At 63.7% G+C, this 19770-nt stretch carries 16 protein-coding genes and 3 tRNA genes; 10 read left to right on the top strand and 9 right to left on the bottom strand.

What is annotated here, in order from left to right; all coding sequences use genetic code 11:
- Window positions 1-70 precede the first annotated feature (70 nt).
- Window positions 71-763 carry an FABP family protein gene (locus ADJ95_RS01280; RefSeq protein ID WP_049331824.1) on the bottom strand — a complete coding sequence of 231 codons (693 nt, stop codon included), beginning with the start codon at window positions 761-763 and terminating at the stop codon, window positions 71-73.
- Between the two features lie 504 nt (window positions 764-1267).
- Here ADJ95_RS01280 and ADJ95_RS01275 point away from each other — a divergent pair.
- From ADJ95_RS01275 to asd, 7 genes are all read left to right on the top strand, one after another.
- On the top strand, window positions 1268-1945 hold the full coding sequence (locus ADJ95_RS01275; protein WP_049331822.1) for a winged helix-turn-helix transcriptional regulator: 678 nt from the start codon (window positions 1268-1270) through the stop codon (window positions 1943-1945).
- A 122-nt stretch (window positions 1946-2067) separates the two neighbouring features.
- A complete protein-coding gene (gene mshD / locus ADJ95_RS01270; protein ID WP_152691686.1) occupies window positions 2068-3102 on the top strand; it encodes a mycothiol synthase in 1035 nt (344 codons plus the stop codon).
- Window positions 3103-3216: 114 nt separating this feature from the next.
- Window positions 3217-5487, top strand: a complete 2271-nt coding sequence (locus ADJ95_RS01265; protein ID WP_049331819.1) for an RNA degradosome polyphosphate kinase — start codon at window positions 3217-3219, stop codon at window positions 5485-5487.
- 254 nt (window positions 5488-5741) lie between these two features.
- The gene (locus tag ADJ95_RS01260; protein ID WP_049331818.1) at window positions 5742-6752 is read left to right on the top strand and encodes an NUDIX hydrolase; all 1011 of its coding nucleotides are present in this window, start codon (window positions 5742-5744) and stop codon (window positions 6750-6752) included.
- 135 nt (window positions 6753-6887) lie between these two features.
- Window positions 6888-7772 (top strand): thymidylate synthase, encoded by an 885-nt coding sequence (locus ADJ95_RS01255; RefSeq protein WP_049331816.1) that lies wholly within the window; start codon window positions 6888-6890, stop codon window positions 7770-7772.
- Between the two features lie 24 nt (window positions 7773-7796).
- The gene (locus ADJ95_RS01250) at window positions 7797-8450 is read left to right on the top strand and encodes a dihydrofolate reductase (RefSeq protein WP_049331814.1); all 654 of its coding nucleotides are present in this window, start codon (window positions 7797-7799) and stop codon (window positions 8448-8450) included.
- 204 nt (window positions 8451-8654) lie between these two features.
- Window positions 8655-9794: an aspartate-semialdehyde dehydrogenase gene (gene asd, locus ADJ95_RS01245; protein WP_049331813.1), complete on the top strand. Its 1140-nt coding sequence runs from the start codon at window positions 8655-8657 to the stop codon at window positions 9792-9794.
- Window positions 9795-9908: 114 nt separating this feature from the next.
- On the opposite strand, the gene ADJ95_RS01240 is transcribed toward asd, so the two are convergent.
- The gene (locus ADJ95_RS01240; protein ID WP_049331811.1) at window positions 9909-10286 is read right to left on the bottom strand and encodes a TIGR02611 family protein; all 378 of its coding nucleotides are present in this window, start codon (window positions 10284-10286) and stop codon (window positions 9909-9911) included.
- Window positions 10287-10498: 212 nt separating this feature from the next.
- Between ADJ95_RS01240 and ADJ95_RS01235 the strand changes: the two genes are divergently transcribed.
- The gene (locus ADJ95_RS01235; RefSeq protein ID WP_049331809.1) at window positions 10499-11902 is read left to right on the top strand and encodes an MFS transporter; all 1404 of its coding nucleotides are present in this window, start codon (window positions 10499-10501) and stop codon (window positions 11900-11902) included.
- A 140-nt stretch (window positions 11903-12042) separates the two neighbouring features.
- Window positions 12043-13047 (top strand): hypothetical protein, encoded by a 1005-nt coding sequence (locus tag ADJ95_RS01230; protein WP_049331806.1) that lies wholly within the window; start codon window positions 12043-12045, stop codon window positions 13045-13047.
- A gap of 143 nt (window positions 13048-13190) precedes the next feature.
- Here the strand turns inward: ADJ95_RS01230 and ADJ95_RS01225 are convergent, their stop codons facing one another.
- From ADJ95_RS01225 to ADJ95_RS01215, 3 genes are all read right to left on the bottom strand, one after another.
- Window positions 13191-14297, bottom strand: coding sequence for a UDP-N-acetylmuramate dehydrogenase (locus ADJ95_RS01225; protein WP_049331804.1), 1107 nt, complete (start codon window positions 14295-14297; stop codon window positions 13191-13193).
- A gap of 247 nt (window positions 14298-14544) precedes the next feature.
- Entirely contained in the window at window positions 14545-15006 is a 462-nt protein-coding gene (locus ADJ95_RS01220) for a MaoC family dehydratase (protein WP_049331803.1), read from the bottom strand.
- Window positions 15006-15458, bottom strand: a complete 453-nt coding sequence (locus ADJ95_RS01215; protein WP_049331801.1) for a MaoC family dehydratase N-terminal domain-containing protein — start codon at window positions 15456-15458, stop codon at window positions 15006-15008. The genes ADJ95_RS01220 and ADJ95_RS01215 overlap by 1 nt, the downstream gene beginning before the upstream one ends.
- A gap of 252 nt (window positions 15459-15710) precedes the next feature.
- Here ADJ95_RS01215 and ADJ95_RS01210 point away from each other — a divergent pair, with 252 nt between their 5' ends.
- Window positions 15711-16712 (top strand): LLM class flavin-dependent oxidoreductase, encoded by a 1002-nt coding sequence (locus ADJ95_RS01210; RefSeq protein ID WP_049331799.1) that lies wholly within the window; start codon window positions 15711-15713, stop codon window positions 16710-16712.
- Between the two features lie 170 nt (window positions 16713-16882).
- Here the strand turns inward: ADJ95_RS01210 and ADJ95_RS01205 are convergent.
- The 4 genes from ADJ95_RS01205 to ADJ95_RS01190 all read right to left on the bottom strand — a co-directional run bounded on the left by ADJ95_RS01205 (window position 16883) and on the right by ADJ95_RS01190 (window position 19508).
- A tRNA-Thr gene (locus ADJ95_RS01205) sits at window positions 16883-16954 on the bottom strand.
- Between the two features lies 1 nt (window position 16955).
- A tRNA-Met gene (locus tag ADJ95_RS01200) sits at window positions 16956-17029 on the bottom strand.
- Between the two features lie 34 nt (window positions 17030-17063).
- Window positions 17064-17135 (bottom strand) — tRNA-Thr (locus ADJ95_RS01195).
- Window positions 17136-17393: 258 nt separating this feature from the next.
- A complete protein-coding gene (locus ADJ95_RS01190; protein WP_049331797.1) occupies window positions 17394-19508 on the bottom strand; it encodes a DEAD/DEAH box helicase in 2115 nt (704 codons plus the stop codon).
- Between the last annotated feature and the right edge of the window lie 262 nt (window positions 19509-19770).

The raw sequence follows: 19770 nt of genomic DNA, 5'->3' as shown, positions 1-19770 counted from the left end.
AGAATATACCTTTCACGCAAAAGAACCCACCCCACCGGGGAGCGGGGCAGGCTCTGATGATTGGCACGAACTATTCGGCGGCGGGCTTATCAGAAGGCTCGCCGGTGGGCTCTTCGCCGTCCAGGGAACCGAACATTGAAGTTCCCAGGGAATCGCCGGTCATCGAGGAGGTCTTGCGCAGCTCGGCGGAAGCGTGCTTGTGCAGCTTGCCCTCGGCGTCCGCAATCTCCCAGTCCCACATGAGGTTACCGTTGACCAGGCCCCACAGGCGCACCGAGCCGGCGTACTCGTGGGAAATCTCGTCGCGCAGCAGGTTGCCGGTCTGCATGCGCACGACCGGGCCCTTAACCATGCCCACGTAGTTCTCGCTGATACCGCCGGGGTGGGCGATGGTTGCGAGCAGGGAGAAGCCGTCGTCCTCGTTACGCAGGGTCTCGACGCTCTCCGCGTCGGCGAAGGCGGGAACAACGTCCTTGGGCACGATGCCGAAGCCGCCGTCGGCATCGGTGAGCGGGCGATCGATCTGCCAGAAGCCGGTCTCTACGGTGATGGGACGGAGCTTCTTACCCTCGTCGTCGAGGAGGAAAGATTCGGCGCGGTACTCAATGAAGGGCAGGCCATCCTGCTCAAAGGTAATAATCTGGCCGAAGGGGGTGTTTTCCTGACCCTCGTACCACATGGTTCCGGTGCCTTCCCAGGTGCCGAGGAGCCACGCAAAGGGAACGAGTTCAGGGGTTAGGTTGGAAGGAATTTCAATAGCCATACCCACATTTTACCGGCTAGGGTAGGCAACGGATAGAGATATGTTACGAGTTCGCCAGCGGCCCAGAAGCCTACCGCCGGTAGCCCACCGGAGAAAACAGGCATAGGAAACCCCCGCCCGGATGAACCCGGACGGGGGTTTACGCCGTCATTGGCGCGGGCGGCTCGCGAACCGCCCAATGCCCTATGTCAGGCTTATGCTTCTGCCCTTATCGGAAGATTACTTCTGACCGCTGAAGAGGCCGCGCAACACCGCGAAAGCACCGATTGCGATGCACACGGAGATGATAGCCATCAGCACCATGAAGAAAGCTTCGAGAGCCATAAGATTGTTATCCATGTCTTAAAGCTACCACACGCCCCAGCGCGAAAGAGCGCACGAGAGGCTGGCGGGGCGGGGTGTCCTTAGTCTGAGGCGGGCGCCGCTCCCGGCGGTTGGGGGCCGGGCGGGTACACTAGAAGAGATTTATCAAACCGCCGCGTGACGTGTAGGAAGGGAGAGAACGTGTACCGTATTGCGCTTCTGAGCGACACCACGGCTCAGGACGTCGTTCCCTCTCTGAGCCTCCTCAGCCACCGGGTGCAGCTCTTCCCCCTCGACACGGCGCATAAGGTCCTCGAGGATCAGGGGTTTGACCTGGTCATACTGGATGCCCGCACCGCGCTCGTGCAGGCTCGCCACAGCGCCCAGCTGCTCCGTGCATCCGGCCTACAGCTCCCCCTCATCGCGCTTCTTAACGAGGGTGGTATGGCGGCGGTTGCCTCCTCCTGGCAGGTGGACGACATCGTTTCGGATCAGGCTTCCCCCTCCGAAATGGATGCCCGCCTGCGCCTGGCCATCGTGAGTGAGGCCGAGCCCCAGGACGAGCCGATGCAGGAGCGCATCATCCGGGCCGGCAACCTGGTTATCGACACGCAGGCCTATTCGGCACATCTCTCCGGGGCCGCGCTCAACCTGACCTTCAAGGAGTTTGAGCTCCTCAAATTCATGGCCATGCACCCGGGCCGCGTCTTCTCGCGCGCGCAGCTGCTCTCGGAGGTCTGGGGCTACGATTCCTACTACGGCGGCACCCGCACGGTCGACGTGCACGTGCGTCGCCTGCGATCGAAGCTGGGCACCGAGCACGAGCAGATGATTTCGACCGTCCGCAACGTGGGATATTCCTTCAGCTCGACCCGTTAACCGACACTCGAGGGGCGTAGGACGGTCGGTTCCCGTCATATTCGTTCGTAACCTAGACCAAACTCTTCAAAGAACAATATTCCCCGGTAGAGTTAAAGGGAAGGCTACGAAAGAAGGCAATGATGGACACCAGTCAGACAACCCCTCCCTCAACCGACCTTGTCTACACCGAACCCGCACTCACCGCCGAGCTGCTGGACCGTTTCGATACTTTTGCCCGCGAGGTTGCGCTCCACGACGGCGTCTCGGCGTTCTCCGAGCAGACCCGCATCGAACTCACCAAGGCCCTGCGCGAGCGCACCCTCACCCCTCCCCGCATCTTCCTGGCCGAGGACGGCGGCACCATCGCGGCCGCCTTCGTGGCCCTCGCTCCCGTCTCCGATGAGGACGGCGGCGTCATCGAGGCGGCCGTGGCTCCCGCCTACCGCGGTCGCGGCGCGGGAAGCGCGTTCTTCGAGCACGCCGTCCGTCAGCTCGGGGAGGACGCCGTGCGATACCGCCTCTGGGTGCACGGAAGCGCCAACGACACCGGCATCGAAACCCCCGCGCATGCCTTCGCGACCCTGCACGGGTTCAGCCCGGTGCGCGTTCTGTACAAGATGGTTCTGCCGCTGGACGAGTCAACCCGCGAGGACCTCGTTGAACGCTCCGACGCGCGCGCCCTCCCCGAGAACCTGCGGATGCGAACCTACACGGGCGCGGACGAGTTCCCCTGGCTGCGGGTCAACGCGGCCGCCTTTGCACACCACCCGGAGCAGGGCAAGCTCACCCTGGCCGATTTGCGCGAGCGCACCGGCTCCGATTGGTTCCGTCCCGAGGGCTTCTTCATCGCCTCCGAGAAGGAGGACGACGCCTCGATTGCTGCGTTTACCTGGACCAAGATTCCGACCGGGCAGGTGAGGGGCGAGCTCTCCCCCGCCGGCGAAATCTACGTGGTGGGAGTGAACCCCGACTCGCAGGGAGGCGGCTTGGGCCGCACCCTGACCCTGCGAGCGCTGGCCTACCTGGCGTTGGCCGCCGACGAATCGGGCGAGCCCCTGCACGCCATCGAGCTCTACGTGGATGCCGACAACACCGCGGCCTACTCGCTGTACACCTCGTTGGGATTCAGCGTGGCCACGGTGGACCGCATGTACGCTTCCGGTCACGCCGCCTAGCCCTCCCGCACGCGAGCCCGCTCAGGCCTCATTGCATGCCGGGCCCGCCCCGGTGCGCCGCCGCGGGTGCGCCCACCGATTTAGCTAACCACTACACAGGAAAGGAAGTACAGTATGGCACCCGCCCCTAACGGTCTGAATAAGGCACCCAAACCCAAGCCCACCGAGCCGGCGCCCATGACCGGCGTTATCCACATCGGCAACGACATCTCCAAGATTGAGCGCGCGGACTCCCGCGGCGACCGCATCGAGAAGGGCGAGAAGCGATCCTACTTCAGCCTGGAGGAAGAGTTCGGCCCCGAGCGTTTCTTCGACCGCGAGAGCAGCTGGCTCGACTTCAACACCCGCGTGCTGGAGCTGGCGGAGGATCCGGACCTGTACCTGCTGGAGCGCCTGAACTTCCTGTCCATCGTCGCTTCCAACCTCGACGAGTTCTTCATGGTGCGCGTGGCCGGCCTGAAGCGCCGCATCGCCACCGGGCTGGCCGTGCCCTCCGCCGCCGGTCTGAGCCCCGAGGAGCAGATGGAGGAGATCGCCGAGCGCGCCCACAAGCTGCAGGAGCGCCACGCCAAGGTATTCCACGAGCAGGTGCTGCCCGCCCTGGAGGAGCAGAACATCCGCATCGTGAGCTGGGAGGATTTGGACACCGACGCCAAGGTACGCCTGCGCCAGGATTTCATGCGCGACATCTTCCCGATTCTGACCCCGCTGGCCGTGGACCCGGCTCACCCCTTCCCCTACATCTCGGGTCTTTCGCTCAACCTTGCCGTGCTGGTGCGCAACCCGCAGACCGGCAAGGAGCTTTTCGCCCGCGTCAAGGTACCCGATCAGCTGGACCGTATGGTCTCCGTGGACGGTGCCCGCGCCGCCAACACCGCCGGCCGCGAGAGCCGCTACATTCCGCTTGAGGACATCATCGCGGAGCATCTCGACACGCTCTTCCCCGGCATGGAAGTTGTGGAGCACCACGTCTTCCGCGTGACCCGTAACGAGGATCTCGAGGTGGAAGAGGACGACGCCGAGAACCTGCTGAAGGCCCTGGAGAAGGAGCTTCTGCGCCGCCGCTTCGGCCCGCCGGTGCGTCTGGAGGTTGAGGATACTATTAACCCCACCATCCTCGACCTGCTGATTTCTGAACTGAACATCGACGAGTCCGAGGTATACCGCCTGCCGGCCCCGCTGGATTTGCGTGGCCTGAGTGCCATCGTGCGCGCCAACCGTCCGGCGCTGCACTACCCCAAGCACATTGCGCACACCTCCCGCTGGCTCAACGCCGCCGAGACCGCCAAGGAAGCGGATGTCTTCGCCGCAGCCCGCGACCACGACGTGCTGCTGCACCACCCCTACGATTCCTTCGCCACCAGTGTGCAGGCTTTCCTGGCTCAGGCCGCCGCCGACCCGCGCGTGCAGGCCATCAAGCAGACCCTGTACCGCACCAGCGGCGACTCCCCCATCGTGGACGCCCTGATTGAGGCCGCTGAGGCCGGCAAGCAGGTCGTGGCGCTGGTCGAGATTAAGGCCCGCTTCGACGAGGAGGCCAACATCTCGTGGGCTCGCAAGCTCGAACGCGCCGGCGTGCACGTGGTGTACGGCATCGTGGGCCTGAAGACGCACTGCAAACTCTCCCTGGTGGTGCGCCGCGAGGGCAACCACCTGCGTCGTTACGCCCACATCGGCACCGGTAACTATCACCCCTCCACGGCCCGTTTCTACGAGGACCTGGGCATCATCACCTGCGACGAGCAGATTTGCGAGGACGTCTCGCGCCTGTTCAACCAGCTCTCCGGCTACGCCCCGAAGACCAGCTACAAGTCGCTGCTGGTTGCACCCCGCTCCCTGCGTAGCGGCCTGATTGAGCGCATCGACCGCGAGATTGAGAACCACCAGGCGGGTAAGCCGGCCAAGATTCAGATCAAGTGCAACTCGATGGTGGATGAGGCGGTCATCGACTCTCTCTACCGCGCTTCCCAGGCGGGCGTGCCGGTGGATGTGGTCGTGCGCGGTATCTGCGCCCTGCGCCCCGGCGTTCCCGGTCTGAGCGAAAACATTCGCGTACGCTCGGTTCTGGGTCGCTTCCTGGAGCACTCGCGCGTGTTCGCCTTCGAGAATGCGGGCGATCCGGTCGTGTACATCGGCTCGGCCGACATGATGCACCGCAACCTGGACCGCCGCATCGAGGCGCTCGTGCAGATCAAGGATCCGCGCCACATCAAGTACCTGCTCGATATGTTCACCATCTACATGAGTGATTCTTCGCGCACCTGGCATCTGGCCGCGGACGGCACCTGGACCCGCCACAACACCGATGGCGAGGGCAAGCCTCTGCAGGATGTGCAGTCCTACTACCTGCGTTCGCGCTCGCGTAAGAACGTGGACAAGGTCTAGGCCGGTATCCCCCCTTCCACGAGGAGCCCCGCTTCCCACCCCGTACGGTGGGAGCGGGGCTCCTTCGCTATCCTGCCTTGGTTTGCCGGTTCCCGCACGCCCACCCAGACATAACCCGGATGCAACCCGGACGCAAAGGTGAACAGAAGGTTACGTCAAGGTGACAGGTTGTGGTTTTTCTCCCGTACAATAAGACGCGGAACTCGGCGCTCCCACCGCGCCGTGCAGACCCAACCACCAAGGACTAGAGAGACATGGCCCCGCAGGATTCCTCCTCCATCTACTACTCGGCCCGACGCTTCGACGCGGTGAACAGCGTCGACCGTTCCCCCGCCAACACCGCAGAAATCGTTGCTGCCGGCGCGCTGATTTGGCGCGTGCGCGACGATGTCTTCGAGGTGCTCATCATTCACCGACCCAACTACGACGACTGGTCCTGGCCCAAGGGCAAGCAGGACCCGGGCGAGTCCCTCGCAGAAACCGCAATCCGCGAGATTCGTGAGGAAGTGGGCCTGCAGGTGACCCTGGGCGTGCCGCTGGCCGTCACCTCCTACCCCGTGGGCGGCCGTCCCAAGGATGTCTTCTACTGGTCCGCTCAGCTTCCCGAGGGCGCTCGCGCCCTGGCCGATGAGGGTGAGGTGGACGAGCTTCGCTGGGTGACCCCCGAGGTGGCCCGCGCCCTGCTGACCAACCGTGATGACCTGGGCCCGCTAGATTCCCTCGAGGCTCTGCGCGAGGCGGATGCGCTGCGCACCCGCCCCGTCATCATTGCCCGCCATGCGAAGGCCAAGCCGCGTTCGCACTGGGCCGCAGCCGAGGATGACCGCCCGCTGGCCGGCACCGGTAAGCGCCAGGCCCTCGCCTCCAGCGGCCTGTACGCCGCCTGGGCGCCCAACCGAATCCTCTCCTCGCCGTGGCTACGCTGCCTGCAGACGGTGACCCCCTACTCCGTGGAGCACGGCGTGGCGGTCAAGGAGAAGAAGTCCCTCTCGGAGGCCGGCGCTCAGCGTCACCCGGCGCGCACGACCCGTACCGTGGCCTCCCTCTTCGAGAAGGACGCCCCCTCGCTGCTGTGCACGCACCGCCCCGTGCTGCCCATCGTCATGGAGGTTCTGGGCGAGCACCTGTGGGAGGGATCGCCTGCCGATATCCTGCCGGCCGCCGACCCTTACCTGGAGCCCGGCGATGCCCTGGTGCTGCAGGTGACCGAGGGTGAGAACCCGCGCATCGTTTCGGTGGAGCGGGTACGCCCGGCCCTGGACTAGCCCTCCGCTTTTAACTTCTGACCGCGAACGCGCCGATTCTTACTCCTCGGCGCGTTCGCGCGCTTCTACAATGGATAAACGGCCCGGCACAAACCGCGCCCGGCCATCCCGCACGGACTACCACGAAGGTTCATCATGAGCGACACACCCATCCCCACCCCGTACGAAGATCTTCTGCGCGACATCCTGGAGGAAAACAAGGACGCCATCGCCGCCGACGCTCAGCGTTCCGACCGCACCGGCACCGGCACCTTCGGCGTGTTTGGCCGCCAGATGCGCTTCGACCTGCGGGATTCCTTCCCGCTGATTACCACCAAGCGCGTGCACTTTAAGTCGGTGGCAATTGAACTGCTGTGGTTCCTGCGCGGTTCCTCGAACGTCCGCTGGTTGCAGGAGCGCGGCGTGACCATTTGGGATGAATGGGCCGACGAGAACGGTGACTTGGGTCCGGTGTACGGCGTGCAGTGGCGTTCCTGGCCGACCCCCGACGGAGGCACGATCGATCAGATCGCCAAGGTCATCGACTCGCTCAAGAACAACCCCGCCTCGCGCCGCCACATCGTTTCGGCGTGGAACCCGGTCGAGGTGGACAACATGGCGCTTCCGCCCTGTCACGCGCTCTTCCAGTTCTACGTGCACGAGCGCCCGGACGGCGTGAAGGAGCTCTCCTGCCAGCTGTACCAGCGTAGCGCGGACATGTTCCTGGGCGTGCCCTTTAACATCGCCTCCTACGCCCTGCTGACCTACCTGATTGCCGAAGAGGTCGGCATGGTTCCGGGCGAGTTCGTGTGGACCGGCGGCGACTGCCACATCTACTCGAACCACCTGGAGCAGGTGAAGAAGCAGCTGGGCTACGGCACCGACCCGGAGGGCAACCCCTACCCGCCGCGCGAGCCCTACCCGTACCCGAAGCTCGTTATTAAAACCAAGAAGCCTTCTATTTTCGATTACGAGTACGAAGACTTCGAGCTGGTGGATTACAAGCACCACCCCGGTATTGCCGCCCCGATTGCGGTCTAACTGCAGGTAGCTCTAGGAGGCATGATGTATTGTCTGGGTGCTATTTGGGCTCAAACTGATGCCGGAGTCATTGGCCGCGCGGGGGATATGCCCTGGCGCGCCCCGGAGGATTTGGCGCACTTCAAGGCGGTTACCCTGGGGGCTCCGGTCATCATGGGGCGCCGCACGTGGGAGTCCTTCCCGCCGCGTTTTCGTCCCCTGCCGGGCCGCACGAATATTGTGATTAGCCGTTCGGTCACCGAGGCGGAAGAACGCGATGGTGCACTGTGGGTTCCCTCGCTGGATGCGGCGCTGTACGCGGCTCGTGACGCTGCGGGTGCGCCGGTCGAAGCTACCCCCGCAGATACCGCCGCGGTTGATGCTTGGATTATTGGTGGCGGCTCCGTCTACGCGGAGGCACTCTCCCGCACCGACCTGCCCGCCTTCGGTCGGGTGGAGACGGTGGAGCGGACCCTCTTCTACTGCCAGGAAGGTAACGAGATTACCGGCGATACGCGAGCGCCCGAACTGCAGCTCGCGGACTCCAGGGGTAACTGTGCGGCTGGCTCCTCGAACGGGTGCTGGCGGACGGTCTCCGAGACAGCCTGGGAGAAGAGCGAGAAGGGCTACCTGCTCGATGAGTCGGGCACGAAGAACCCCATGTACTTCTCCTTCCAGAGGCTCGAACGTCTCCCCTAAAGAACGCATCCCGTAAACTGCATCTCAAGCCCGCGGATACTTCGCCCGGAGTGCCGCGGGCTTGAGCGTTTAACCCGCCCCGAGCGCCCCGAGGATAAGCCCCGGCGGTAAGCTCCGCGCCTCCGCGGGATGTTCCGTTCCGAATACCAGATTTTTTGTACGGTGTTATCCCGGATGCGCCAACCTGAGAGTACACTGGGAACCATGAACTTTAATCCCGGTGACTCTGTAGGTTTTGTTGGCTGGCGCGGCATGGTGGGCTCGGTCCTCATGAAGCGCATGGTTGAGGAAGGCGACTTCGAGGGCATTACCCCCGTTTTCTTCACCACCTCTAACGTTGGTGGCCAGGCGCCCACCTTCGACGGCGTTCTCGAGCCGTCCGAGCTGAAGGACGCCTACGACATTGATGAGCTGCGCAAGCACTCGATTATTGTGACCGCTCAGGGCGGTGGCTACACCGAGGCCGTGCACCCGAAGCTGCGCGCGGCCGGTTGGGACGGCCTGTGGATTGACGCCGCCTCTACCCTGCGCATGAACGATGACTCCATCATCGTGCTGGACCCCATTAACCGCGACGTCATCGACCGCGGCCTGGCCTCCGGCGTGAAGGACTACATCGGCGGCAACTGCACCGTCTCCTGCCTGCTGATGGGTCTGGGCGGTCTCTTCAAGAACGATCTGGTCGAGTGGGCAACCTCCATGACCTACCAGGCCGCTTCCGGCGGCGGCGCCCGCCACATGCGCGAGGTGCTCGCACAGTTCCGCGACCTGGGCAATGAGGTGGCCGCCGAGCTGGACGACCCCGCATCCGCAATTCTGGACATTGACCGCAAGGTTCTGGCTAAGCAGCGTTCCGGCGAGCTGGATTCCACCCAGTTCGGTGTGCCGCTCTCCGGCTCCCTGATTCCCTGGATTGATTCGGATCTGGGTAACGGCCAGTCCCGTGAGGAGTGGAAGGCTGAGGTCGAAACCAACAAGATTCTGGGCCGCTCCGCCGACGATAAGGTCACCATGGACGGCCTGTGCGTCCGTATCGCCGCGATGCGCTCGCACTCTCAGGCGCTGACCATCAAGCTCAAGAAGGACCTGCCGCTGGAGGAAATCGAGCGCATCATCGCCGAGGATAACCCCTGGGTTCGCTTCGTGCCGAACGAGCGCGAGGCCTCGATGGAGCAGCTGACCCCCGTGGCCGCCTCCGGCTCCCTGGAGATTCCGGTTGGCCGCGTGCGCAAGCTGGCCATGGGCCCCGAGTACATTAGCGCGTTCACCGTGGGTGACCAGCTGCTGTGGGGTGCAGCCGAGCCGATTCGCCGCATGCTGCAGATTGCCGTGGGCAAGCTCTAAAGCTCGCTGACTAGAACATACGAAAGCCCTCGCTTTCCATCCCCGACGGATGGAGGCGAGGGCTTTTGCTCTGTCAATAGCGCCGGCGGGTGGGATGCAGGCGTGAGACGGGCTCTAGCGTTGCTGAGCTCGGGCCGCCTTGCGTGCGGCTTTGCGTTCCTTACGCTGCTGGCTCCAGGCGCGGTAGCGGTACCAGGCGGTGAGCACCACGTGCTTCATGAATCGGTTGGCGCGGCGGGCCCAGGTAAATTCGGTGCCCCAGATGCCCAGGCCGATGAAGATGAAGAGCCAGCCGGGGCCGGGGGTGACGAGCATGATGAGCCCGGCGATGAAGCAGAAGGCGCCCACACCGATCACGAGGGGTTTGTAGAGGTGCCGCAGGACCGGATGCGCGTTCATACGCTCCTTGCGGGCTTCGAGCCAGCGGTGAAAGCGGCTGGTTTCGCTTTCCTTGACTTCGTCTTCGATGGTTTTCAGGGGTGGTCCTTCCAAACGGGCGGCGAGTTTCGCCGAGCGGCGGGCTGGTTAGAGAATATCATCTGCTGCTGGGCGGGGGCTGTGAAGGATTTCTTAATCTATGAGATTTTTTGTCATCTTCACGTTTTTTTGTTTCTATAGTGTTCAAGTCGAAAATACCTTTATACACTGTAAGGGAAACAATTCACCGGCATTACGCCTAAACACTAAGGAAGCGACCCACCACCGTGTCCTCCTCCCGTCCCGTCTCAACGGACTCATCCAGCACCAACGCCGCTGCGCCCGCCACGGAACGCAACGCCGCACCCACTCTCAACGAGCGCCTCGAAAACCTCCCCTTCACCCGCGCCCACGGCAAGCTCCTGGGCATCTCGGGCCTCGGCTGGGCACTCGACGCCATGGACGTAGGCCTTATCTCCTTCGTCATGGCCGCGCTCCTCAAGGAATGGCACCTCAGCCCCACCGAGGCCTCCTGGCTCGGTTCCATCGGTTTCGCCGGCATGGCGCTCGGCGCAACCTTCGGCGGTCTGCTCGCCGATAAGCTCGGCCGCCGCTACATCTTCTCCCTCACCCTGCTAATCTACGGCCTGGCGACCGGCGCCTCCGCGCTATCCACCTCGCTGGGATTGCTGCTGGTCTTCCGCTTCCTGGTCGGCCTGGGCCTGGGCGCCGAGCTGCCCGTGGCCTCCACGCTCATCTCCGAGTTCTCGCCCCGTTCCATCCGCGGTCGCGTCGTGGTCGCTCTTGAAGCATTCTGGGCCGTCGGCTGGATTCTGGCCGCCGTCATCGGCACCTTTGTCGTTCCCCAGGCCAACGGCTGGCGCTGGGCCCTGGCCATTGGCCTGATTCCCGCCATCTACTCGCTGGTGGTCCGCATGGGTACCCCCGAGTCCGTGCGCTTCCTGGAGTCCGTCGGCAAGCACGATGACGCCCGCCGCGTCGTCGAACGCTTCGAAGCCTCCCCCGCTCTCTTCCCCAAGGCGCAGAAGGCCGAGGAGACCGCCGTCCACGGCACCGAGGAGAGCACCGACAACGCCGAATCCGCCAAGGTCCACTCGATTTGGGCCGCGGGTCAGCGCCGCAAGACCATCGCCCTGTGCATCATCTGGTTCTGCATTAACCTCTCCTACTACGGCGCCTTCATCTGGATTCCGGCGTTGCTGAGCGCTCAGGGCTTCAGCCTGGTCAAGTCCTTCGCGTTCACACTCATCATGACCCTCGCGCAGCTGCCCGGTTACGCCGTGGCCGCCTACCTCATCGAGAAGTGGGGCCGCCGCGCCACCCTGGCCGCCTTCCTGATTGGATCCGCGCTGGCCGCGGCGGGATACGGCCTGGCACACTCCGACGTGTTCATCATCATCGCGGGTTGCCTGCTCTCCTTCTTCAACCTGGGTGCTTGGGGTGCGCTCTACGCCCTGAGCCCGGAAATCTTCCCGACTCACCTGCGCGGCACCGGCACCGGTGCTGCGGCCGGTATTGGACGCCTGGCCTCGATTGCGGCACCGCTCATCGTGCCCCCGCTCGTGGCCTTCGGCGGAACCCCACTGCTGTTCACGCTCTTCGCTCTGGCCTTCCTGACCGCCGCAACCACGGTGTTCTTCCTGCCTGAACGTCGCGGCCAGTCGCTCTAACCGCGATTCGCTGTAAACCCGCACGCCGTGCCCTCCCGCAGCTGTTGGGCGTGCCCTCCCGCAGCTTTTGGGGAGGGCACGGCGTTCTTGTGGGCCATAATGGTTGAAGACCTAGAATACGTCTGTGAGGGGTCACCTCAATGCTTGATTCTTTTGTACCCACCGCCTACCGGACAGAGTTCACGCCCTGGCCCGTGAGCGAGCGCTACGCCACCGCCCGCCGCGCGGGAACGCCCGAGGCCCAGCTACTCCCCGGCGAGTTCACGGTGCATCGCGGCGACGGGGCTTCCATGAGCTACTACCTGGACTGGCCCGAGAACTTCGGACCCGCCGATAAGCCGATTGCGTTGAGGCCCCGGTACAAGAACTCCTACCCGCAGGACTTCGTGCTCACCGTGCAGGTGCGCGATGCGCAACTCCTCTTCAGCGTGTCCTCGCGTAGCTTCTGGGAGCAGCGCGACGGTCGCGCGGTGGAGCGCGGGTTGATAGCCCGCGGCTACCTTCCGCTGGATGCGCCCGGAACGCCCCGGCGCGATGAGAACCGGGGCAAGGAGAATCTACGCCAGGAAGGGGATTCTTCCCCCGCGGTCTCTTCCGCCCCGCCCCTGCTCGGCTGGGATATCACCGACATCTACCCGGCCCGCATGGCGCTGATTCGTGCACTCTGTGAAGGCCTCTGCGCATCTCTCGCGGCACAGGCCTCTGTTCTGGCCCCCGGCGAGGCCCGCGTGGACGAGCTCGGGGACAGGCTGCGGGCTGTACATCTGAATCCCTCCGAACGCCCGGATGAGGCAGAGGCGGGCCGAGAGGTTTCCGCGGGCATGGTGCGCGCGCTCATCATTGAGCAGGATGAATCCGCGGGCGGCGAGGCCCGCGCCTACTACGCCAACGTGCTCTCGCCTGTGCCGAACGAGTTCGGCAATATCGTCTGGTCCACCCGCGAGGACGCCGAATACTTCCCCTACCGTCCCGTGAGGCACAAGCCGATTTTCCACGTCCCCTGCCCCCGCGAACGGGTCCCCTTTGCTGTACAGGCACTCGTGCGGCATCTGCCCGAGGCTCCCGCAGCTACCGGCCGCGAGGCCCCTCCGCGGAGCCAGACCCTACCGGCCCCCGGCGAATCTCCCTCGGCCGATCCCCGTTAGGTTGCATCCGGCACGGTCACTTCCGGCACAGTCGCTTGCGGTCAGGCAGGCTCCGGGCGGAATAACCGCTTCCCCATAAACGCACGATGCCCCGGTTCCGCTTCACACAAAACGGAACCGGGGCATCCTCACTACAATGGCGTCTAAATTTCGCCGTTGACCACGACAGGCTCAGGAACCAGGGTCACGCCAAAACGTTCACGCACGCCGTCGCGCACAGCGCGGGCAATAGCGAAGATATCCTCAGCGGATGCGCCGCCGCGGTTCGTAATCGCCAAGGTGTGCTTGGTCGACAGACTTGCGCGGCCCTGAGCAATCTCGCGGGACTCGCCCTCCAGACCGAAGCCCTTATCGAAGCCTGCGTGCTGAATCAGCCAGGCCGCAGAGAGCTTCACGCGGTCCGGATCCTCGGTGCCGGGGCCGAAGGGGTTCATCTTGGTAATGACCGGGAAGTTCGGGGCGCCCTCGGGCAGGGACTCCAGGGTCGAGCGGGGCACAATCGGGTTGGTGAAGAACGAACCGGTGGAGAAGGTGTCGCGGTCCTCGGGGTTGAGCACCATGCCCTTGGAGCCGCGCAGTTCCAGAACCTTCTGGCGTACCAGCGCGGAGTCGGCGCGTTGACCGGGCTCCACGCCCAGGCTCTTAGCCAGCTCGGAGTACTTAATCGGGGAGGAGAGGCTACCCAGGGTGAACTGGAAATCGACGGTCAGCACCACGTAGCGGGGCGAGCCGTTGACGGTTGCGCGCTTGAGTACCGAGTCGCGGTAGCCGAAGCGCAAATCTGCGCTCGCGAAGGTCTTCTGAGTGTTCTTTTCGCGGTCCCAGGTGCGTACGGAGGCGATGAACTCGCCCACCTCAACGCCGTATGCGCCGACGTTCTGCACGGGGGTTGCGCCCACAGTGCCGGGAATGCCGGAGAGAGCCGCGGGGCCAACCCATTCATTCTCGATGCTGAGCTTCACGAAGTCGTCCCAGATGGTGCCTGCCTGCACGCGCACGTTCGCGCCGCCGCATGCGGGGATGGGCAGAACCTCTACGCCTTCGGAGGCGATGTGCACGACGGTTCCGTTGAAGCCTTCGTCGGAAACCAGCAGGTTGGAGCCGCCGCCCACGATGAGGACGGGTTCGCCTGCGGCGTCTGCAGCGGAGACTGCTTCGATAATTTCTGCTTCGGAGGTGGCGCGGACGTAGGTCTTAGCGGGGCCGCCTACCTGGGCGGTGGTCAGTTCGCTCAACAGCTTTTCAGTCATAGGTTAAGAATACCGGTCGTTGTGCGGGGTCAACACCCGCCACACGTTAAAGTCACGAAAACCTTATGGTGATTTTGTCTTCATTTTCCGGCGAGCCTCCCACGAAAAAGAAGCGCCACCACCCGCCGGCGAGCGCGCAGTCGAGCGCACAAAAGCCCCGGCACCACCGCATCAGGTAGCGCCAGGGCTTTCACACTGTTGCTTTTACACAGTTGCTTTCACACGGCTATCTGCAAGCGCAGAAACTCTATGCCGAGAGACGAACCACAACCTGGCTCTTCATCAGAACCTTCTGTTCCTTGCCTTCCTCATCACGAGCGGTGACGGTCAGGTCAATGCGGGCGGTGCGCTCTTCTTCATTCAGGGCACCCACCTTACCGCTGATGGTCAGGGCGTTCGTGGGGGTATCGGGGTTTTCGCCGCCGGGTGCATCCGCCACGGGAACGGGCTTGGTGAATCGAGTCTGGTAGTCCACAATCGCGCCGGGGTCGCCCACCCAGTCGCTCACGAGCTGCACGGCGGTACCCATGGTCAGCATGCCGTGGGCGATCACGCCGGACAGGCCCACGGACTGGGCAAAACGCTCGTTCCAGTGAATCGGGTTGAAGTCACCGGACGCGCCAGCGTAACGCACCAGCGAAGCGCGGGAAAGCTCCACGGTACGCGAACCAATCTCCTGGCCCTTTTCAAGATCTTCAAAACGCACCATTAGTTTTCCTCCTCAGCACGAACCAGCAGGGAAGAGATGCAGGTGGTGACCGGCTCGCCCTGCGCGTCAACGATTTCTTCGCGAGTGGTCAGCATGGCGCCGGCACCCATGACGCGTACGGAGTCCACGTGAACTTCGGTGCGCAGCTCATCACCGGCAACGATGGGGCGGTGGTGGGTGAAGCGCTGGTCGGCGTGCACCACGCGGGAGAAATCAATACCGGCGGAATCGTCGTTGATGAGTGCCGCGTCAGCTGCCTGTGCCAGGATAATGGCGAAGGTCGGCGGGGCAATCACATCTGCGTACCCTGCCGCGCGGGCTGCCTCAACGTCGTGGTGGAGGGGGTTTTCTGCGTGAACTGCTCGGGCAAATTCGCGGATCTTTTCACGGCCGACAACGTAGATGTTCTCGGACGGGTAGACTCTGCCCACAATCTCAGGGTTAATGCTCATGATTTCAGTCTACCGCTCTTATGCACAGTGTTCAGCTCGAACGCACAGAGTGGACAGACCATAGAGTGGACAGACCATAGAGTGGACAGACCGCTGTGCAGGTAATCGCCATGCAGGCAACCAGAATGCAGGCGTGTAGTATTTCGTCGCATTTTTTACCTGCTAGCGAAGGCGCCCGGCGCACCCCTACCCCTACAGCCTGAGCAGGCGTAGGCTGAATGAGTACCCGCAATCAATCAAGAAGGAAAAGTTATGTCTTCCAATGTAAAAATTTCGGTACTTGACCTGATGCCGCACCGCCCCGATCAGCGTCAGCACCAGACCATGCTCAACACCATCGATGCCGCCCGCGCAGCTGAGTCCTACGGCTACGAGCGTTTCTGGGTCGCCGAGCACCACAATGCCGGCTCCCTGCTGTCCTCGGCGACCGTCGTGGTCATGGCGGAGATTGCCGCCGCAACCGAGCGTATTCGCGTGGGTTCGGGCGGCATTATGCTCCCCAACCACGCACCCTACGTGGTGGCCGAGCAGTTCGGTACCCTCAACGCATTCCACCCCGGCCGCATTGACCTGGGTGTGGGCCGTGCGCCCGGCACCGACCCGATGACCGCCGCCGCTCTGCGCCGCGATGATTCTGCCGCCATGAGCTTCCCCGCTGAGGTGCAGCAGCTACAGCGCTTCCTGGGCGAGCCCTCCCCCATGCACCGCGTGCACGCCATCCCGGGCCAGGGTTCGAAGGTTCCCATGTACATTTTGGGTTCTTCCCTGTTCGGTGCGCAGCTTGCCGCGCAGCTGGGTCTGCCCTACGCCTTCGCCTCGCACTTTGCGCCCGCAATGCTGCAGGAGGCGGTGGACACCTACCGCGCAAACTTCAAGCCCTCGGAGCACCTGGAGCAGCCCTACGTCATGGTGGGTGCCACTGCAATGCTCGCCGATACCGATGAGCGCGCACGCTACCTGTACACGAGCCAGCAGCAGCATTTCCTGGGCGTGGTGCGCGGCAATCTGTCTTTCGCACCTCCCGTGGAAGATATGGACGCCGTCTGGACCGACGCGGAGAAGATGCACGTTGAACGCATGACCGCCGAGGCAATCGTAGGCTCTCCCGCCACCGCGCAGGCTCGTATTGAGGACCTGGTGGCACGCACGGGCGCTGACGAGCTTATCGTCATGACCGAGGCGTGGGAGCACGAGGACCGCCTGCGCTCCTACGAACTGCTGTCCCAGCTGCCGGTGGTGCGCCGCGCCTCCTAACGCTTAGATCAGAGCATAAAGACGAAGCCCCCGAGTTTTTCTCGGGGGCTTTGCTATACCCGGCATGCTCTACCCGGCATTGAGCCGTGCACTGAGCGCATGCAGACCAGGCTTTAGGCAAACAAATAGGTAAACAAAAAAGCCTGCCTCCGAAGAGACAGGCTTATCTGAGCCCCGACCGGGAATCGATCCCGGGACCTCCATCTTACCAAGATGGCGCTCTACCACTGAGCTATCGGGGCGTAGCGGTGGACGGGCTCGATCCGTCGACCTCACGATTATGAGTCGTGCGCTCTAACCAGCTGAGCTACACCGCCACATCATTAACGCCGCATAACGGGCTAATGACAGAGCCCCGACCGGGAATCGATCCCGGGACCTCCATCTTACCAAGATGGCGCTCTACCACTGAGCTATCGGGGCAACAGGTAAAACTATACATGGCTTTGGGGGCACCCGCAAGCGCGAATAGTATGGCATACACCACAATTTTATCCTCGGGAATCCACTCCTCCATGCTCCCCGCCATGCCGCCGCAATCGGACGCGCGAGACAAACAAAAGGCCGGCGGAGAAACGGATAATTCGTCCCCCACCGGCCTGGATGCTTTGGGTCCTCCCCGCGCTACGCGACGCTCCGGTCACGCGGCGCGGGATACGGCTTCCGGGCTACAACGCCCGCTTAGTAGCGTTTGCCGCGACCGCCGCGGTAGCCGTCGCGACGGTTATCGTCACGACGGTTATTACGGCCGCCGAAGTCGCGGTTACCGTACTCGCGACCGCCGCGGTCATCGCGGCGAGCACCGCGGTCGTCACGACGCTTGAAGTCGCGGTCGCCGCCAAAGTCACGACCACCGTCACGGTTACCGCGGTAACCACCCTCGCGACGGTTATCGTCACGACGGTTATTACGGCCACCCTCACGGCGGTCGAAGTCGCGGTATCCGCCCTCGCGACGGCCGCCGCCGAAGCCGCGTCCGCCACCCTTGGGGCCGTTGTCCTTACGGATGTTGATGAACTCACCGGCAATCTTGGTGTCGCGCAGACGATCGAAGAAGTCGCGCGGCAGGTCCTGGGGCAGGCCCACAATGGTGAAGTGCTGACGGATATCAATCGAGCCAATCTGCGAACCCTTGATGCCGCCCTCGTTAGCCAACGCACCCACGATGGCGCCCGCGGTCACGCGGGAGGAACGGCCAACGTTCAGCTTGTAGTTGACCATGCCCTCGTCGTTGTGCACGCGCTTGCCCTTGCGGCCGCCGCGGTCCGAATCATCATCGGAGAAGGGGCGGGAGTTGCGAGCGATGTCCTCAGACTCGTCCAGGAAGAACGGGCGACCCTGCTGAGCGATAACAGCCAGTGCGGCCGCAATGTCCTCAGCGGTGGTGTCGTGCTCGTTCTCGTAGTCTTCAATAATCTGGCGGAAGAAGCTCAGGTCCTCGGACTCGATGGTCTCGGTAATCTGCTCGGCGAAACGCTGCTTACGGGTCTCGTTCACGGCCTCCGCGGTCGGCATGTGCATGGGCTCGACCTTCTGGCGGGTAGCCTTCTCGATCTGGCGCAGCATGTACTTCTCGCGCGGGGTCACGAACAGAATGGCGGCACCCTCGCGGCCCGCACGGCCGGTACGGCCAATGCGGTGCACGTAGGACTCGGTGTCGTGGGGGATGTCGTAGTTGACGACCAGGGAGATGCGCTCCACATCCAGGCCGCGTGCCGCCACGTCGGTTGCCACGAGGATGTCGATGCGGCCGTCGCGCAGTGCATCCACGGTGCGCTCGCGCAGCTGCTGGGGAATGTCACCGTTGATGGCAGCCGCCGCAAAGCCGCGGGCCTTCAGCTTGTCGGCGACCTCCTCGGTCTCCTTCTTGGTGCGCACGAAGACGATAATGCCGTCGTAGTTTTCAACCTCGAGCACTCGGGTCATGGCGTCCAGCTTGTGGGAGTGCATGACCTGCATGTAGCGCTGGGAGATATTGGCGCTGGTGGTGGTCTTAGCCTTCACGCGAATCTCGACCGGATCGGTCAGGTACTGCTGAGCGATCTTGCGGATCGAGTTGGGCATGGTGGCGGAGAACAGGGCCACCTGCTTACTGTCGGGGGTGCCTTCGAGGATCTTCTCCACGTCTTCGGCGAAGCCCATGCGAAGCATTTCGTCGGCCTCGTCCAGAACCAGGTACTGCAGGTTGGACAGGTCCAGGGAGCCCTTTTCCAGGTGGTCAATCACGCGGCCGGGGGTACCGACGACGACCTGCGCACCGCGGCGCAGGCCGGCCAGCTGCGGGCCGTAGGGGGAGCCGCCGTAAATCGGCAGCACGGTGAAGTCCTCCATATGGGTTGCGTAGGAGGAGAAAGCCTCAGCAACCTGCAGAGCCAGCTCGCGGGTGGGAGCCAGGACCAGCACCTGGGTGTCGCGGGAGACACCGTTGATGTCGGCGAGTTCAGCCATGCGGGAGAGGGCCGGCAGCGCGAAGGCTGCGGTCTTACCGGTACCGGTCTGCGCCAGACCGACCACGTCGCGGCCCTCGAGCAGCAGCGGGATGGTCTGTTCCTGAATGGGGGACGGCTTCTCGTAGCCGACCTCTTCCAGAGCGGCCAGGACGCGGGCGTCCAGGCCCAGGTCGGTAAAGCGCACGCCCTCTTCCTCAGCCTTTTCGGTGGGGGCGTCTGCGGTGGTTTCTGCGGTAGTCTCCGCAGCGGTTTCTTCTGCGGCGGGGGTCTCAACGTTGTTCTCAGCGGTCACAACGGTCTCTGCCTCGGCGTTCAGTTCGGCCGGGGTAGCGGTATTCTCAGTCAATTTTTCCTCGTATACGGTAGGGGTGGATAGCGCACGCTCTTCGGCGCTTACCGGGTGTCCCCTTCACGGCCCAGCCACATGCGTCCGGCGTATTGTTCAGCCGACGGTTTCACCGCACACACCCGGTTATCCCCTCGCGCGGGGCGCAGAGGGCACAGTGAGGGTGTGAGGGTTACTGCTGGGAGCGGTCTTGAATTTCTCGCTGCACAATTGGAGACTCGTACGTCATCGCGCCGAGAACGCGCACCGGGCGCGCGGGGCG

This window comes from Rothia mucilaginosa, from assembly GCF_001061665.1.
Classification (GTDB): Bacteria; Actinomycetota; Actinomycetes; order Actinomycetales; family Micrococcaceae; genus Rothia; species Rothia mucilaginosa_A.
Note: the sequence above shows the minus strand (reverse complement) of the source record. Positions and strands in the feature narration are given on the sequence as shown.

What these genes read in the sequence shown, in the direction of transcription:
- ADJ95_RS01230 (WP_049331806.1), top strand. Translation starts at nt 12,043, where the DNA reads ATGCTTGATTCTTTTGTACCCACCGCCTACCGGACAGAGTTCACGCCC.
- ADJ95_RS01220 (WP_049331803.1), bottom strand. Translation starts at nt 15,006, where the DNA reads ATGGTGCGTTTTGAAGATCTTGAAAAGGGCCAGGAGATTGGTTCGCGT.
- ADJ95_RS01225 (WP_049331804.1), bottom strand. Translation starts at nt 14,297, where the DNA reads ATGACTGAAAAGCTGTTGAGCGAACTGACCACCGCCCAGGTAGGCGGC.
- ADJ95_RS01260 (WP_049331818.1), top strand. Translation starts at nt 5,742, where the DNA reads ATGGCCCCGCAGGATTCCTCCTCCATCTACTACTCGGCCCGACGCTTC.
- ADJ95_RS01255 (WP_049331816.1), top strand. Translation starts at nt 6,888, where the DNA reads ATGAGCGACACACCCATCCCCACCCCGTACGAAGATCTTCTGCGCGAC.
- ADJ95_RS01215 (WP_049331801.1), bottom strand. Translation starts at nt 15,458, where the DNA reads ATGAGCATTAACCCTGAGATTGTGGGCAGAGTCTACCCGTCCGAGAAC.
- ADJ95_RS01280 (WP_049331824.1), bottom strand. Translation starts at nt 763, where the DNA reads ATGGCTATTGAAATTCCTTCCAACCTAACCCCTGAACTCGTTCCCTTT.
- ADJ95_RS01265 (WP_049331819.1), top strand. Translation starts at nt 3,217, where the DNA reads ATGGCACCCGCCCCTAACGGTCTGAATAAGGCACCCAAACCCAAGCCC.
- ADJ95_RS01210 (WP_049331799.1), top strand. Translation starts at nt 15,711, where the DNA reads ATGTCTTCCAATGTAAAAATTTCGGTACTTGACCTGATGCCGCACCGC.
- mshD (WP_152691686.1), top strand. Translation starts at nt 2,068, where the DNA reads ATGGACACCAGTCAGACAACCCCTCCCTCAACCGACCTTGTCTACACC.
- asd (WP_049331813.1), top strand. Translation starts at nt 8,655, where the DNA reads ATGAACTTTAATCCCGGTGACTCTGTAGGTTTTGTTGGCTGGCGCGGC.
- ADJ95_RS01250 (WP_049331814.1), top strand. Translation starts at nt 7,797, where the DNA reads ATGTATTGTCTGGGTGCTATTTGGGCTCAAACTGATGCCGGAGTCATT.